We start from the raw sequence: 14,700 nt of genomic DNA, 5'->3' as shown, positions 1-14,700 counted from the left end.
AGTACGCGCGTTCTGCGCGATGCGCCGCGCTGCGTGGAATGGTTCATGGTGTCCCCGACAATCGGCTATCGAACCGGCGCGGGACCTGGCTGGTCCCGCGCGGGCGGTGATGGTTGGCCTGGTGGCGATCGCGCCGCAGTTGGCCCGGCCTAAAGCACGTGGACCGCGGTCCACGTGGCGGCAACCGCATTCGCTTCGGCCGACGTGGTTCCGTACAGGTCCTTCGCCGCCTGGATGGTGGCGACGCGGGCAGCGGCGTAGTCGGTGCTGGAGGTGAAGTACACCGTCAGCGCGCGATACCAGATTTTCTGTGCCTTGGCCCGTCCGATGCCGGGCAGGCTTGCGCCGTTGAAGGTCGGCGAGTTGTGGACCACGCCACTGAAGGTCTTCGGCGTGGTGCCTTCGGCCAGCAGGTAGTAGAAGTGATTGGCCACGCCCGACGAGTAGTGCACGTCCAGGCTGCCGATATTGCTCACGTAGAAGTCGGGTGAACGGCCATCCAGGCTGGGCTTCCACATGTAGCGAAGCGCGTGCTGGCTTGGGCTGCCGGGCACGTTGGCCGGGACGATCGACTCGCCGATCATGTAGTCGGGCGTGTCGTGACTGTTGTTGGCGTAGAACTCCACCATCGTGCCGAGGATGTCCGAGTTGGCCTCGTTCAGCCCGCCGGATTCCCCCGAGTAGATCAGGCCCGCGGTGCGCGCCGTGACGCCGTGGCTCATCTCGTGGCCGGTGATGTCGAGCGCTACCAGGGGACCGACGTTGACGCCGTCGCCGTCGCCGTAGGTCATGCAGAAGCAGGCGTCCGACCAGAATGCATTGTTGTATTTGGTGCCGTAGTGCACCCGGTTGTAGGCGCCCTTGCCGTCGTCGCCGATGCCGTTGCGCCCGAAGGCCGTCTTGTAGAAATCCCAGGTCATCGAAGCGCCGTATTCGGCGTCGACGGCGGCGGTGGCCAGGTCCAGGGTGGTGGAGTTGCCCCAGACGTTGTCGCCGTCCTTGTAGATCTGGCCCGAGGTGCGGCTGTTGGAGCCGTCGATGGTGCGCATCCTGCCGCGGGTCGGGTCGCGCAGCTCGTAACCGCCGATGACCGAGTTGGTGACCAGCGGGACCGTGCCCGAATACAGGGTCTTCGCCTGGCCGGTGACGGCCGCCGTCTCCAGGTTGCTCCAGTGCTCGACGATGGCGCCGCTGCGGGCGTCGACGATATAGGTCGTGTCGGCCTGCGCGTTGTGCATGCGGATGCGCCAGACCAGCCGGGCGGCACCGTGACCGCGCGCGTAAACCGACAGGGTGCGTTCCGGCATCCCGGCGAAGGCGGGGCCGAATTCCGTACCGGCGATGACCGCGGCCTCGTCCGCGCCGATCACCGGCTGGACCGACAGGTTCAGCGCGGCGCCCTGGGTCAGCGAGGCGGACTGGTAGCTGCCATTGCGCGAATGCACGACCAGGTCGCCACCGATCACCGGCAGGCCCTTGTAGGTTCGGTCCAGCCTTACGTGTTCCGTCCCGTTCGCGTCGGTGATCACGCCACGGCTGACGTAATGGTCACCGGCCGCGGCGCGGGTGGTGGCGCCGTGGCTGCGGATCAATTCAAGGGCGCGGCTGACGGCGGCAGGATTCGTCTCGACGGCGCAAGCCTGATTCGCGCCGAAGGCCAGCAGCACGGCCAGCGGCAAGGTTTTGTAGTTCAAGATCAAGATGGGACTCCCCCGAGTCATGCGGGCCTGGCTGGCGCCGGAATGCAGGTCCGGAACGCAGCGTCTGGCAGAGGCCAAGTAGAACGACATACGGGTCGTCTCTCCCACCCCCCGAAAAAGGGGGGGCTCTCCCCCCCATCCCTCTCCACGACGCCATCCGGAGGGGGCTGCATGAACGCCACGGATGCCGCCGGGCGTCGTGCCGGCAGGGCCGGCCAACGAGTATTCTCTGCCGATGCCCGCGCCCGAATTTCGCCTGAAGATCACCCCGCCGCGACTTCCGCGTACCACCCTGGACCGTGGCCGGCTGATGCAGATCTGGGACAAGATCCATGAACGGACGGCCATCGCCGTGGCCGCGCCGGCAGGCTTTGGCAAGACCACCCTGTTGTTGCAGTGGCGTCGGCGCTGGCTGGAACGGAACGCCCTGGTGGCCTGGCTGGGCGCCGACAACCAGGATCAGCCGGTACGTTTCGCCACGGGCCTGCTGCAGGCGCTGTACCTGGTCAGCGGACGCAAGGCGTTCGACCTGATCGCCGCCGAGCATGCCAGCAGGGCCGGGCAGGAAATCGACGCGCTGACCGTCCTGCTGGCGGAGGTCGCCCTGCTCGAGCGGGAAACCGTCCTGATCATCGATGACGCGGAAAGGCTGCCGAAGACCACGCTGCACCGCTCGCTCCGCTACCTGCTGCTGAATGCACCGGCCAACCTGCATGTGGTGATCGGATCGCGGGTGCGCTTGCCGCTGCACACCACCGAGCTGGTCGCCAAGGGCAACCTCGCGGTGCTGGTGGCGGAAGACCTGCGCCTGCGTCTGGAGGAGTCCATCGAGATCATCGAACGACGACTGGGCGCACGGCTGGATCTCGACCAGCGCGCCCAATTGCACGACCTCACCGAAGGCTGGCCGGTGGGGCTGCAACTGGCGATCGCCAAGGTGGAACAGGAAGACGACCCGGCCAGGTCCATCGCCACGATTTCGGCACGCCGGGAGGGGTTGCAGGACTACTTCATCGAATCGATGTTTTCCCGCATGTCGATGCCGCAACGGAGCTTTCTGGTGCGCACGGCGATCCTCGAACACCTGAACGCGGAATTGTGCGAAGCGGTGACGGGCTGCGTCGACGCGCCGGCTCGTCTGGAGCAACTCCTGCTCGAATCACCGATCATGATGGTGGGAGAAACCAGCGACTGGGTGCGCCTGCATCCGCTCGGCCGGGACTTCCTGCTCGGCCGCTTCGAACAGCTGCCGCGCGCCGAGCAGACCGAACTGCACCTGCGTGCATCCCGCTGGCTGGCCGGTCGCGAGCGCTTTCACGAAGCGGCCCGCCACGCGCTGGCGGCAGGCGACGAGGCCGCCGCGCACGACTACGCCGCACGCTCGCTCTGGCTGCTGGGCACCCAGGGCAAATTGAACGAGGCCCGTGAATGGCTGGACCGTATCCCGCCTGATTTCATCGCGGGTAGCACCTTGCTGAGGCTGGTCGCCGCGTGGGTGCTGGCACTGGGCGACGACAACGCGCAGGCGTTGCGCACCAGCCTCGAGGTGGCTGCCGATCCCGCCGTTTCGACGGAAATGCTCAAGCTGGCACTGCGCGTCGCCGGCGGCGCGGCCGCCTATGCCGACGAGATTGGACGCCTGTCCGACATCCTGACGCGCTGGCCGTCGGCTTCATCGCCGACGGAGGACCCGGTTTGCGCCGTCGCTCCCCTGAACGCCCGCGCGCTGCTGGAGCTCCATGCAGGTTCGAGCAGCGAGGTTCAGCGGCTGGCCGCGCAGGTGGCAACGCACGGCAATTCCGGCTCGCTGCGACTGGCCGAGGCCCTGGCGAGACTGATGGCCGGCCTCGGCCATCTCCGGGACGGCCATGCCAACCGGGCCGAGGCCCTGTTGCGCCCGGCGCTGGCAAGGGCGGAAAAGGAAGACGGCCGGCGCAGCATGGTCGCCTGCATGTATGCCGCCGTGCTCGCCGCCGCATTGCTGGAGCGCAACGAGCTGTCGGCCGCCCAGGCCTTGCTGGCCAACCGCATCGACGTCATCGAGGCGAGCTTCCCGGATACGCTCGCCATCGCCTATCACACGCTGACCCGGATCGCCCTCGGTCAGGGTGACGAGCGGCGCGCGTTGAACACGCTCGACAACTTCGACGCACTGGCGAAGCACCGCAGACTCCCGCGCCTGCAACTGCAGGGACTGGTGGAGCGGATCCGGATCCATGCGCTGGACCAGCGCCTGGAAACGGTGGGCGGACTGCTGCAGGCACTGGAGCGTTTCGAAGCGGTGTTCCAGAGCGAGGAGCTGCAGCCATTCCTGCCGCAGTACCGGCTGTCCGGCCTGATCGCCAGGGCCTACGCCGCGCTGGCCGGTGACGATATGGAGGCGATGGAACAGCACCTCGTCGCGGCTGACCTGCTGGCCCGCCAACTGCAGCGGGAGCGGGACGGCTGGACGATCAAGGTCCTGCGCGCCGTCGCGCTGCGGCAGCGCGATCCGGCCACGGCCCGGGCCTGGTTGTCCGAGGCGCTGGCGCTGGCCAGCCTGGGTGGCCATGCGAGGCTGCTGGCCGATACCCACCCGCTCGCCGTGCAGATGGGCATGGCGTGGCATGACGCCACCGCCGACGGGCGTACCGTGCGCCAGCCCGCGACCGAGAACGAAGCGGCAGCGCCGCCGCTATCCGCCACCGAACCGGGATGCGAACCCGACCTGCTGACCGCCAAGGAGTCCGAAGTGCTCCACCTGCTGCAGCAGGGCCTGTCGAACAAGCTGATCGCCCGCAACCTGGACATCAGCAGCGAGACCGTGAAGTGGCACCTCAAGAACCTGTTCCTCAAGCTGTCAGCCGGCACCCGCTGGCACGCGGTGGAGCGTGCGCGCCTGCTTGGCCTGGTCGACAACACGGAAAAGGTCAGCGTGTGACGGTCGCAACGGCCGCAGCCACGGTGTCGAGGTTGGCCTGGTTCAGCGCCGCCACGCAGATGCGGCCGCTGTCCAGCGCGTAGATCGCGAACTCGTCGCGCAACCGGTGCACCTGCACCTTGCTCAGGCCGGAGTAGGAGAACATGCCGGCCTGCTGGTTGATGAAGCCGAAGTCCGGTGCGCCCAGTGCGGCCAGTTTCTCGACGAAGCCCGCGCGCATCGCATGGATGCGCCCGCGCATGCCGCCCAGTTCCTGCTCCCAGCGCGCGCGCAATTCGCTGCTGCCCAGCACGCCGGCGACCAGCGCGGCGCCGTGCGTCGACGGGCTGGAGTAGATCGTGCGGATGACCTGCTTGATCTTCGACTGCAGCCGCGCGGCCTCGTCGCGATCGACGCCGACCATCGACAAGGCGCCGACCCGCTCGCCGTACAGCGAGAACGACTTCGAGTACGAATTGGCGACCACGAAGGCATCGATGCCCGACTCCCCCAGCAGGCGCACCGCGGTGGCGTCCTGTTCGGTGCCCCGGTCGAAACCCTGATAGGCCATGTCGACGAACGGCAGCAGCTTGCGCTCCTTCAGCAGCTCGATCAGCTGCGTCCATTGCGCCGCGTCCAGATCCACGCCGGTCGGGTTGTGGCAGCAGGCATGCAGCAGCACCACGGTGCCGGGCTCCATCCGGCCCAGGTCTTCCAGCATGCCGGCGAAGTCAAGGCCATGCGTGGTCGGATCGTAGTAGCGGTATTCCAGCAATTCGAAGCCCGCCGTGCGGAACACCACGTGGTGGTTGCCCCAGCTCGGGTTGCTGATCGCGACCTTCGCACCGGCGCCGCCGACTTGCTTCAGCAGGTCCGCCGCCACGCGCAGCGCGGCGCTGCCGCCGATGGTCTGCGCGGTGGCCACGCGTCCGGCGGCGAGCAGCGGCGATGCTTCGCCGAACACCAGTTGCTGGGTCAGCCGGTTGTACGCCGCCAGGCCATCGATCGGCAGGTAGCCGCGCGGCTTGGCCGCGGCGGCCAGCGCGTTCTCCACCTCGTGCACGCTCGGCAACAGCGGAATGCGGCCCTGTTCGTCGACATAGATGCCCACGCCTAGATTGATCTTGCCCGGTCGCGGATCGGCGAGGTAGGTCTCGGTGAGACCCAGGATCGGATCGCCCGGGGCCATTTCAACGGAAGCAAAGTAGGACACGGCGGTTACTCGAAGTGAGGTGACGGGGAGGGTTCAGGCCTGCGTGGTGGCGGTCTCGTCCGCGCCGTCGACCGGCCAGGCGAAGGAGGCGGGCGTCGCGCCGAAGTTGAAGTCGAACAGCTGGCGGTCGGCCAGTTGCGAGGGTGACACATGGGTCAGCGCGCGGAAGATGTTCTCGCTGCGCCCGGGCTGCTGCCGTTCCCACTCGGCCAGCATGCGGCCCACCGCCTGGCGCTGCAGGTTGTCCTGCGAGCCGCACAGGTTGCACGGGATGATCGGGAACCGCTGCTGCGCCGCGTACTCGGCGATGTCGTCCTCGCGGCAATAGGCCAGCGGCCGGATCACCACGTGGCGGCCGTCGTCCGAGCGCAGCTTCGGCGGCATCGCCTTCAGCTGCGCCTGGTAGAACATGTTGAGGAAGAACGTGGCGAGGATGTCGTCGCGATGGTGGCCGAGCGCGATCTTGGTGATGCCGTTGGCCGCCGCCCAGGTGTACAGCGCGCCGCGGCGCAACCGCGAGCACAGGCTGCACATGGTCTTGCCCGCGGGAATCACCCGGGCCACCGTGCTGTAGGTGTCCTGCTCGATGATGTGGAACGGCACGCCGCGGGCCGTCAGGTAGTCCGGCAATACATGTTCCGGGTAGTCCGGCTGCTTCTGGTCCAGGTTCACCGCGATCAGCTCGAAGCGTACCGGCGCCTTCGCCTGCAGCTGCAGCAGCAGGTCCAGCAAGGTGTACGAATCCTTGCCGCCGCACCGGTTAGATGACGGTCTATGGACATGCCGTACAACCCCACGCCTACAACGCTTGTGAGCATTTAAGCGAGTGTCCATAGATTTGTAATTTTTTGGCAGCAATGAAGGAGCACTTCGTCCATAGTCAAGACGAGATGGTAGGGCACACGAGGGATGGTCGCTATGTTCCCGAAAGGGATGAACCACCGTCAAGCAACAAACTCAACGCTAAGCGACAGCGCGCCTCAGCCGAGGTGAGTTACATCTCTTGCCGTTGTAGCTGAACATGGTGCCGGACGGAGCCACGCGGCGATCCATGAATGAATCCGTCGTGTCGCACCGAACAGACCTTGCCATCGACAAATTTGCCGAATGCAGATCAACGGCGGACGAAAGAGCGCGCCTGCTTGCAAGGCGTAATCAGGGACGTGAATGGGTTTGTCTGTTCACTATGAAAGCGCATCTGGCTTGAGCGCCAGCAGTCGCGCACCCCAATCGCGATCATAGAAAGGCGCTATGCCTGCAGCCCTGACAGAGAGATATTCAGGCGAATTCTGGAGAAAAATGCGGACTTTCGCTGGCTGCTCTTTTCCATACGTCCCGTCGACCACCTTTGAAATCGCCTCAGCGATTTGGACACTTTCACTTACCAAGATGGCAATTTGCAGTGGCCGGCTCGGGAGCTGGCTAAGTTCGGCCTCCAGGAAGTAGGCCTGCTCAACTTGGCTAATTCCGGCTAAGAAGGTCATCAGCTTGCTGGCCAACAAAGGATGGCTGTTTGCAATGGCAGCGTTCTCGCGTGCGCCAAGCATCAAAGTTGTTGCGCCTCCGGCCTGCGCAACGCTTGCCAGGGCGTGTGCCAACTCGTCAGCTGAAATCTGCATCTCATACGTCGACCCTGGGTTGACAATACAGTGGACGTTTGGATTCGCTTCAAAGAGACTCTGGACATGGATGCTGAAGGCTGCCTTCCCAGGTAGGGGCGCTTTGGCCAGCGCTTCCTCAGAGGTAAAAAGCGCATAGACATGTGCACCGTCATGGCGAACCCAGGCAACGATCTGACTGTTCCACACCGTTTGCGCCTCACCTTCGGGATGATGAATGAAAACGAACACATGGCTTGCCAAGAGTTTTTTCAGGAATCGGGGCCGGGTGCCGGGCTCCAATACGGCGCGCTTTAGTAACCTTTCCAGATGTTCAGTTGAAGCCACTCTGTCTGTCCTCAAAATGGTCGGGGGAGCGCGAGACAACAAAAGCGTCTCGCAAGTGCATACCGATCCGTTGAATCCCTGGTTACATTCTTAAAGTGCTGTCCTGAACTTGCTGCTCGCTGCGACACGGCTCATCCGTTGTGTGGGCCGAAGCGATAACTCTGGAGCCAGGATGTACTGAAGTCTGGGGTCAACAGTTCTGACCCCATGAAGGATGCCTCTATCTTGGCAAGCAGCCGGAATTCACTGACTGTCGGATAGTGACGAAGCAAACGATCGGCCTCATGACGGACACGCTCAGGCAAGGATTCGTCCGCGCGTAACTCTTTGAGAAAGCATCCGGTTTGAAGGAGGCTTAGCGTGCGTTCGTCGGGCATGGTCATTGTCAATTTTCGTTTGCTTGTGGTGCGACCCATGCATGCCGTGAACTCGCAACTTGGTTATGAACTGACGGCTTACTCATGGGTAGCACTCCCTGACCCGATAGGCCGGGCCCGATCCAATGCGGCCTCGGACACTGGGATATCCCAGTAGTCTTCACCGAGTCGGCTGGTCCAGATAAAGGTGCTGGCAAAAGTGCTCATGGGCACCGAAGAGTGGCGACTGAATTGCTTGACCGGTCGTCCGCCGAAGTTCGCACGATCTGCATTCAAGCAGATGGAATTGACGAGCTCGCGTTCTGCCGTGCCGGCAGAACCCGCACCGTTTCGCATAAACCAGGATGCCAAGTGCTTGGCCGCCGACCACATCAATGCGCAACCCTGGCCGATCGATTGTTGTGCCAGGATCGCTGGAAGAGCTGCTGCAGCCGGTCGCGCCAGTGCCGGGTTGAGATTATGCGCGGCCAGTGCGTATTCACCGAATGCCAAGCATTCACCAATGGCGAGCAATTGCCACGTCTGCAAGATGACTTCCCGTGAACGAGCCGTCGACTCGAAGGTATTCATGCTGTCACGGAGCTGGTGCGGCAGACTGCCCTGAGTCGCCTCATTCCAAACGATAAGCCAGTCGGAGTCTTCGAGGCTGGCACCTTCACTCCATGGAGCTTCGCTCACCGCATCGTCAAGCCGGCGGCGCGAAGCGATCGGTGCAAGTACACCGGCTTCCAGCAGTGTCGATAGAATCAGATGTCGCAGTGCACGGTGCGGCGCTAGGCGCGTCCCGAAGCCAGGCCGGGCGCGCACATGCCGGAAACCCGCATCGGCACCGGCCTGGATCACTGCCAGGAACGCCATGCCGCCGAACACGCCGAGATCTTCCACCCCGAACGGGGGCAGTTCAAGGCCCAGATGTTCCGGCATCGCGGCGGCTACAAACACGAGTAGATACCTCTAAAAGCCGATTTTGGACTATCCCAAATCGGACTCTAGCGTGCCTAGCCGACTACCGGCAAGTTTATGGCCCGCTCGACACACCATCCCAACTACCAGACGTTACTAACGCTGCTCCGTGATCTGAGGGAACGAGCAGGCGTCACCCAGCTTGCGTTGGCCGAAAGCCTTGGCAACACGCAAACATTTATATCGAAGATCGAGCGCGGTGAACGCCGGATTGACGTTGTCGAGTTCATTGAGATCTGTGATGCGCTCGGTGCGGACCCGATCGCCGCTTTTCGCGAGTATGTTCAGCGCCGCTCTTTACTGGGGAAGAGAGGTAGCAAGTTGACCCGCCGGACACCGAATTGAGGCACACGGCGGCCCGTGGTTAGCGCGGCATCTACAGCTAATCCCGGCTGCCGACGTTCTCGTCACCTTCATTTTGTGAAGGGTTTCGCGATCGGTGGCAGGATGTCGAGCATGGCTTCGAAAGGACAGCACAGCCGCGTGCCATGTGACGTGACCACAAAAGGGGGCGGACGCTTCAGCAGCAGGGCTCCTGCTGCTGAACTGGCGGACGCCTGGGCTGAGGTGAGGCGCTGGCGAATTGGTTAAGGGCGAGTATCATTCGCTAATGATAACGAATCGTATTCGCGACATTTTACGCGACCTTTCCATGGTGATGCTTCTGCTGTTCGGCATGACGGCCTTTCCGGTCATGGCTCAGGATGCGATGACCTCGGTTCCGCAGACCTGGCAGATGCTCGACTACCTGGCAACCGATTACGCGGGTGCGGTGAAGAATGGTGCTGTGATCAGCGCCTCAGAATACGCCGAGATGCGGGAATTCGCGGCGACGGTCCGATCACGCATTGGCGCGTTGAAACCGACCGCTACCACACCTGCACTATTGAAGCAGGCCGATACGTTGGTGTCCTCGGTCGATGCCAAGGCGACACCCGGTCAAGTGGCAATGCAGGCGCATGCGCTGGCCGATGCACTACTACAGGCGTACCCGGTGCCGACCGCACCGGAGCACGCTCCCGATCTGGCGCGCGGGGCAACGCTCTATCAAAACCAGTGCGCCGCTTGTCATGGCGCCACCGGACACGGTGACGGGCCCGCTGGCCTGCTGCTATCGCCCCGACCGGTGAACTTCACCGATCAGACGCGGGCCGATCAACGCAGCGCGCTGTCGTTGTATGAGGTGATCAGCCAGGGCGTGGCAGGCACGCCGATGGCGAGCTACGCGCAGCAACTCTCTTCCGATGACCGCTGGGCGCTGGCGTACTACGTGGGTTCGCTGGCTTACGCCAAGGAAGCGGTCGCCGGTGCCGATACCTGGCAACACGACACTGCCGCGCGAGCGCAGATCGCGGATCTGAAGGAGCTGTCGCGTGCGCGTGTTGCGCAGCTGACACCTACTCTTGGTGCAGAGCGTGCTCGGACGATCGTGGGTTACTTGCGAGCTCACCCTGACGTCATCCAGCAGCAGGCCTTGGCCGGCATCCCCCTGGCACGGGCGCGACTGGCGGCGAGCCTGACGGCTTACCGTGCTGGTGCGAAGACGCAAGCCACCCAGCTGGCGCTATCCGCCTACCTCGATGGCGTGGAACCGGTCGAACCGCAACTCAATGCACGTGACAGCGCGCTGCGCGCCCAGCTCGAAACGTCGATGGGTGCCTATCGCAGCGCATTGTCGGGTAACACTCCCGTGGAGTCGGTGGTGAAACAGGCCGATGCCATTGATGGTCTGTTGGTACGCGCACAGGAAGTCACCGCCGATGCGGCGAGCGATGCGGCCGCCATCTTCTTGGGTGCCTTCACCATCCTGGTTCGCGAGGGTCTGGAAGCCCTGCTGGTCGTGGTCGCACTGCTCGCTTTTCTACGCAAGGCCGCGCGACCCGAAGCGCTGCGCTACGTGCATGCGGGCTGGATCCTTGCGCTCGTGGCCGGTGGCATCACCTGGGCGATCGCCAGCTATGCGATCTCCATCAGCGGTGCCGGTCGTGAATTGACCGAGGGACTGTCGTCGCTGTTTGCGGCGTTCGTGTTGCTCGGGGTCGGTCTGTGGATGCACCAGAAGAGCATCGGTGGTCGCTGGCAGGCGTATCTAAAGGAAAAGATGGCGGCCGCGCTCAACCGACGTTCGGCGTGGTTCCTGTTCGGACTGGCCTTCATCTCGGTGTACCGCGAGGTGTTCGAGAGCATCCTGTTCTACGCTGCGTTGTGGAACGACGGCCAGGAAGTGTGGCTGCTCAGCGGCATCGCCGCCGGTGCCGCGGTGCTGGGGCTAATCGCCTGGGTGCTGCTGCGCACCAGCCGGCGGCTGCCGATCGGCACATTCTTCTCCGCCAGTTCGGCGCTGATCGCCGTGCTCGCCATCGTGCTGACTGGCAAAGGTATCGCCGCCCTGCAGGAGGCCGGCTGGGTCGCGGTGAGCGTGGCGCCAGTGCCGCATATCGAATTGCTGGGCATCTATCCGACCTGGCAATCCTTGTTGGCCCAGTTGGCGATTTTGGTGCTGCTGGCTGTCGGATTCGTGTTCAATATCCGTCGTGGCCGTCAACGACTCCCGTCACCTCCAACGACTCGGGAAGTGCTCCCCGATGCAGACTGAAGGCGACAAGACATGAGCGACTGCGGCTGCCACGTGCAAGCGACCAATGAAGCGGAACGCCGAATTCTGCGCGTCGCCTTGGGGCTCAATGCCACGATGTTCGTGGTCGGCATCGTCGCGGGGCTGATCGCCCAGTCGATGGGATTGATCGCCGACTCGCTGGATATGCTGGCCGATGCGAGTGCCTACGGCATCGCCCTGCTGGCGTGGGCGCGCAGCGCGAGCTTCAAGGCCTCGGCGGCACAACTGAGCGGAACACTGCTTTTGGTGCTGGGGCTAGGCGTCTTGCTCGGTGTCGTGTGGCGCCTTGTGATGGGAAGCCACCCCGAGGGCTTATGGATGACGGGCATCGCCTTGGTGGCTCTCGTCGTCAACACCACGGTGCTGCGCTTGCTGGAACGCTTTCGTCATGGTGAGGTGCATTTGCGAGCGACTTGGCTATTTACCCGGGTCGATGTCCTCGCGAACTTGGCGGTCATCGTCTCCGGTGTGCTGGTGCTTCTATGGCACAGCGCGGTGCCTGATCTGGTGATCGGTACGGCCATCGCCTGCTATGTACTGAAGGAGGCGCTGGGCATTCTGCGCGAAGCGAAGGAAGCGCGGGTTGCCGCCAGCGAATCGATCGTCAAACCATGACCGCTCCGGCATTGGGGCTTGGCCCGGTGGTGTATGCCGTTGACCTTCGACTGTTCCACGCCATCCATCCGTCTACACCGCCGTCGCCCGCGATGCTGCATCTGGCGCGCGGTCTGGCCGATGGGCCGTTGATCCTGACCGCTGCTCTCCTTGGGACGATGCTGATGTTTCCTCGGTGGTCGATGCGCTCGATCGCCCTGAAAGCGGTGGGTGTCGCTGCCGTGGCACTACTCCTGAATCTGGTCATCGGCGCTGTCTGGGATCGAGCGCGCCCCTTCGTGGCCGGTGTCGGCCAAGCATGGGTCTCCCATGCGGCGACCGGCAGCTTTCCCAGCGACCACCTGACCGTGCAGTGGGTCGTCGCCGGCATACTGTTGCTGAATCAACGCAGCCGAGTTTGGGGCATCGGGATCGCACTGCTTGGTCTGCTCATGGCATGGGCACGCATCTACCTGGGCGTGCATTATCCCGGCGATATGCTGGGAGCCCTCGCGATAGGTGGGCTGGCCATGCTGAGTGGCTGGGCTGGGGTTGCGAGCCAGCCCCACGCCGTCCAACGGCGGTGACCACGTAGCCGCGCATACTGTCGGCCTTCCACCGTGGCCAGCGTCGCCAGCGGCGCACGCGATCGCCCAGGTTCATCGGCATCGCACGCACAATGACGTGCGCAGGCTTGAGACAGGACGACGGTTCCCGTCGCAGCCACGCCACGCCGACGGGGAGTCATCGCGTGGAAGCGGCACCGGGCTCGCGGTTTGGCAAAGCGACTGTGTGAGGTCAAACCTTTTGCGGCTCCTCGCACCCCAGCCCGCACGACGTTGTTTCGACCTGCAGCGTCACGTGATGGATGTCAAAGCGCGCCTCCAGCATCTGCGCCAGCCGGAGCCGCAGCGCTTCTGCGTCTGATGCGTCGCCATCCATGATCACATGCGCCGCCATCGCCGAACGCGTGCTGCTGAGCGCCCATACGTGCACATCGTGCAGCGCAGCCACGCCCGGAGTGGCCAGCATTTCGGCGCGGACCCGTTCAGTATCGACGCCACGAGGCGTCCCCTCCATCAGGACATTCCCGGCCTCTCGCAGCAATGTCCATGTCCGCGGCAGCACCCACAGACCAATCAACACGGCGATGATTGGATCGGCAATGTAAAAGCCGGTGAACTTGATGATCAACGCGCCGATGATTACGCCGACCGAACCGATCATGTCGGCCCAAACTTCCAGATAGGCGCCTTTCACGTTGAGGTTTTCACCGCTGCCGGCCTTGAGCAATCGCATCGAGATGAGGTTGATCACCAGCCCGAGCACCGCGATCACCAGCATGCCGGTGGAGGCCACCGACGGCGGTTCGCTGAAACGCCGCACCGCCTCCCACAAGATGTAGCCGGCGACGAGGAACAGCAAGCCACCATTGACGAGTGCGCCGATGGCTTCCATGCGCGCGTAACCATAGGTGCGTTTCGCATCGGGGGGACGTCGTGCCAGGCGCACGGCGGTCAGCGAGATCGTCAGCGCGATCACATCGGTCGCCATGTGTGCCGCGTCCGACAACAAGGCCAAGCTGTTGGTAAGCAGACCGCCGATGATCTCGGCGACAAGAAACATACTGGTCAGGCCGAGTGCCCACCACAGCGGCGTCTCGTGCCTGATCTCCGTACCCACATGATCGTGCCCGGCATTCATCAGTTGTCTCCACTCACGTAGCTTCGCCACGCCATGCGGAACACCCGCCATGCCGAGCGCAGAAACATCAACAACAACGCCGACGCAACCAGCAGATCGGGCCAGCCGGCGCCGAAGAAGCCGACGCCGGCGGCCGCTGCCAGCACGGCGACACCTTCGAACACGTCATTGCGCGAGCATTCCCAGGCCGAGGCCATGTTGACGTCGCCTTTGCGGTAAGGCAGCAGCAGGCGCAGGCATGCGGCATTGGCGACCAGGTTCAGCAAGGCGGCGATACCGATCGCCTCGAAGATCGGCACGCCAGGATGCAGGAGACGCCAGCCAATCTGGATGGCGACTGCAAGCGCCGCACCAAGAATCAGTGCGCCCTTGAACAGCGCCACCCGGGCCTTCGCGCGGTCACTGGCACCAACAACCGCAAGGCTCAAGAGGTAGGTGAGCGCATCCCCAAGATTGTCCAACCCGCCGGACAGCAGCGACGACGAACCGCTGTAGATCGCCGCGGCCAGCATCATCGTGAAAGTAGCGAGGTTGATCGCCAGAACGATCATCAACACCCGACGCTGCCGCGCCTGCAACGCGGCAATATCGATGGTGGTGGCACAACACGTATCAGACATGAGCCGGTAACCCGATGGATTGGATGCATGCTTCAGGTATTGGAATCCCTCATGGCGGCGACCACTC

12 protein-coding genes and 2 pseudogenes are annotated in these 14,700 nt (G+C 63.8%); 5 read left to right on the top strand and 9 right to left on the bottom strand.

Going from position 1 to position 14,700, the window contains the following annotated elements:
- Positions 1 to 149 precede the first annotated feature (149 nt).
- Positions 150 to 1,700 (bottom strand): M4 family metallopeptidase, encoded by a 1,551-nt coding sequence (locus ASD55_RS02395; RefSeq protein WP_235577702.1) that lies wholly within the window; start codon positions 1,698 to 1,700, stop codon positions 150 to 152.
- A gap of 184 nt (positions 1,701 to 1,884) precedes the next feature.
- Between ASD55_RS02395 and ASD55_RS02390 the strand changes: the two genes are divergently transcribed.
- Positions 1,885 to 4,620: a LuxR C-terminal-related transcriptional regulator gene (locus ASD55_RS02390; protein WP_056763460.1), complete on the top strand. Its 2,736-nt coding sequence runs from the start codon at positions 1,885 to 1,887 to the stop codon at positions 4,618 to 4,620.
- Here the strand turns inward: ASD55_RS02390 and ASD55_RS02385 are convergent.
- The 5 genes and pseudogenes from ASD55_RS02385 to ASD55_RS18280 form a co-directional block, all read right to left on the bottom strand.
- Entirely contained in the window at positions 4,610 to 5,812 is a 1,203-nt protein-coding gene (locus ASD55_RS02385; RefSeq protein WP_056763457.1) for an amino acid aminotransferase, read from the bottom strand. The genes ASD55_RS02390 and ASD55_RS02385 overlap by 11 nt on opposite strands.
- A 33-nt stretch (positions 5,813 to 5,845) precedes the next feature.
- Positions 5,846 to 6,565, bottom strand: a pseudogene (gene ttcA, locus ASD55_RS02380) (tRNA 2-thiocytidine(32) synthetase TtcA); the annotation flags it as partial.
- A gap of 431 nt (positions 6,566 to 6,996) precedes the next feature.
- Positions 6,997 to 7,758: an SseB family protein gene (locus ASD55_RS02375; protein ID WP_162248774.1), complete on the bottom strand. Its 762-nt coding sequence runs from the start codon at positions 7,756 to 7,758 to the stop codon at positions 6,997 to 6,999.
- 131 nt (positions 7,759 to 7,889) lie between these two features.
- A complete protein-coding gene (locus ASD55_RS17910; RefSeq protein ID WP_082542623.1) occupies positions 7,890 to 8,141 on the bottom strand; it encodes a BPSL0761 family protein in 252 nt (83 codons plus the stop codon).
- 72 nt (positions 8,142 to 8,213) lie between these two features.
- Positions 8,214 to 9,077 (bottom strand): hypothetical protein, encoded by an 864-nt coding sequence (locus ASD55_RS18280; protein ID WP_157598757.1) that lies wholly within the window; start codon positions 9,075 to 9,077, stop codon positions 8,214 to 8,216.
- A 78-nt stretch (positions 9,078 to 9,155) separates the two neighbouring features.
- Between ASD55_RS18280 and ASD55_RS02370 the strand changes: the two genes are divergently transcribed.
- Positions 9,156 to 9,443, top strand: a complete 288-nt coding sequence (locus ASD55_RS02370; protein ID WP_056763451.1) for a helix-turn-helix transcriptional regulator — start codon at positions 9,156 to 9,158, stop codon at positions 9,441 to 9,443.
- A 68-nt stretch (positions 9,444 to 9,511) separates the two neighbouring features.
- Here the strand turns inward: ASD55_RS02370 and ASD55_RS18755 are convergent.
- A pseudogene (locus ASD55_RS18755) lies at positions 9,512 to 9,628 on the bottom strand (arsenate reductase (glutaredoxin)); the annotation flags it as partial.
- Between the two features lie 122 nt (positions 9,629 to 9,750).
- On the opposite strand from ASD55_RS18755, the gene ASD55_RS02365 reads away from it, so the two are divergent.
- From ASD55_RS02365 to ASD55_RS02355, 3 genes are read left to right on the top strand one after another with little or no spacing between them, the layout of a single operon-like run.
- Positions 9,751 to 11,694, top strand: coding sequence for a cytochrome c/FTR1 family iron permease (locus ASD55_RS02365; RefSeq protein ID WP_235577701.1), 1,944 nt, complete (start codon positions 9,751 to 9,753; stop codon positions 11,692 to 11,694).
- A 12-nt stretch (positions 11,695 to 11,706) separates the two neighbouring features.
- Positions 11,707 to 12,330, top strand: a complete 624-nt coding sequence (locus ASD55_RS02360) for a cation transporter (RefSeq protein WP_027485208.1) — start codon at positions 11,707 to 11,709, stop codon at positions 12,328 to 12,330.
- Complete coding sequence (locus ASD55_RS02355) at positions 12,327 to 12,896, top strand: phosphatase PAP2 family protein (RefSeq protein ID WP_027485207.1); 570 nt, start codon at positions 12,327 to 12,329, stop codon at positions 12,894 to 12,896. Before ASD55_RS02360 ends, ASD55_RS02355 begins: the two co-directional genes overlap by 4 nt.
- 211 nt (positions 12,897 to 13,107) lie before the next feature.
- On the opposite strand, the gene ASD55_RS02350 is transcribed toward ASD55_RS02355, so the two are convergent.
- Positions 13,108 to 14,013 carry a cation diffusion facilitator family transporter gene (locus ASD55_RS02350; RefSeq protein ID WP_043795557.1) on the bottom strand — a complete coding sequence of 302 codons (906 nt, stop codon included), beginning with the start codon at positions 14,011 to 14,013 and terminating at the stop codon, positions 13,108 to 13,110.
- On the bottom strand, positions 14,013 to 14,633 hold the full coding sequence (locus tag ASD55_RS02345) for a cation transporter (protein ID WP_027485206.1): 621 nt from the start codon (positions 14,631 to 14,633) through the stop codon (positions 14,013 to 14,015). Before ASD55_RS02345 ends, ASD55_RS02350 begins: the two co-directional genes overlap by 1 nt.
- Positions 14,634 to 14,700: the final 67 nt, after the last annotated feature.

It is taken from the genome of Rhodanobacter sp. Root561 (genome assembly GCF_001427365.1).
In the GTDB taxonomy this organism is placed as follows: domain Bacteria; phylum Pseudomonadota; class Gammaproteobacteria; order Xanthomonadales; family Rhodanobacteraceae; genus Rhodanobacter.
Note: the sequence above shows the minus strand (reverse complement) of the source record. Positions and strands in the feature narration are given on the sequence as shown.

Bases quoted from the DNA above. Each gene is read 5' to 3' on its own strand.
- ASD55_RS02390 (WP_056763460.1), top strand. From the start codon at position 1,885: ATGCCGCCGGGCGTCGTGCCGGCAGGGCCGGCCAACGAGTATTCTCTG.
- ASD55_RS17910 (WP_082542623.1), bottom strand. From the start codon at position 8,141: ATGACCATGCCCGACGAACGCACGCTAAGCCTCCTTCAAACCGGATGC.
- ASD55_RS02370 (WP_056763451.1), top strand. From the start codon at position 9,156: ATGGCCCGCTCGACACACCATCCCAACTACCAGACGTTACTAACGCTG.
- ASD55_RS02365 (WP_235577701.1), top strand. From the start codon at position 9,751: ATGGTGATGCTTCTGCTGTTCGGCATGACGGCCTTTCCGGTCATGGCT.
- ASD55_RS02360 (WP_027485208.1), top strand. From the start codon at position 11,707: ATGAGCGACTGCGGCTGCCACGTGCAAGCGACCAATGAAGCGGAACGC.
- ASD55_RS02355 (WP_027485207.1), top strand. From the start codon at position 12,327: ATGACCGCTCCGGCATTGGGGCTTGGCCCGGTGGTGTATGCCGTTGAC.
- ASD55_RS02350 (WP_043795557.1), bottom strand. From the start codon at position 14,013: ATGAATGCCGGGCACGATCATGTGGGTACGGAGATCAGGCACGAGACG.
- ASD55_RS02345 (WP_027485206.1), bottom strand. From the start codon at position 14,633: ATGTCTGATACGTGTTGTGCCACCACCATCGATATTGCCGCGTTGCAG.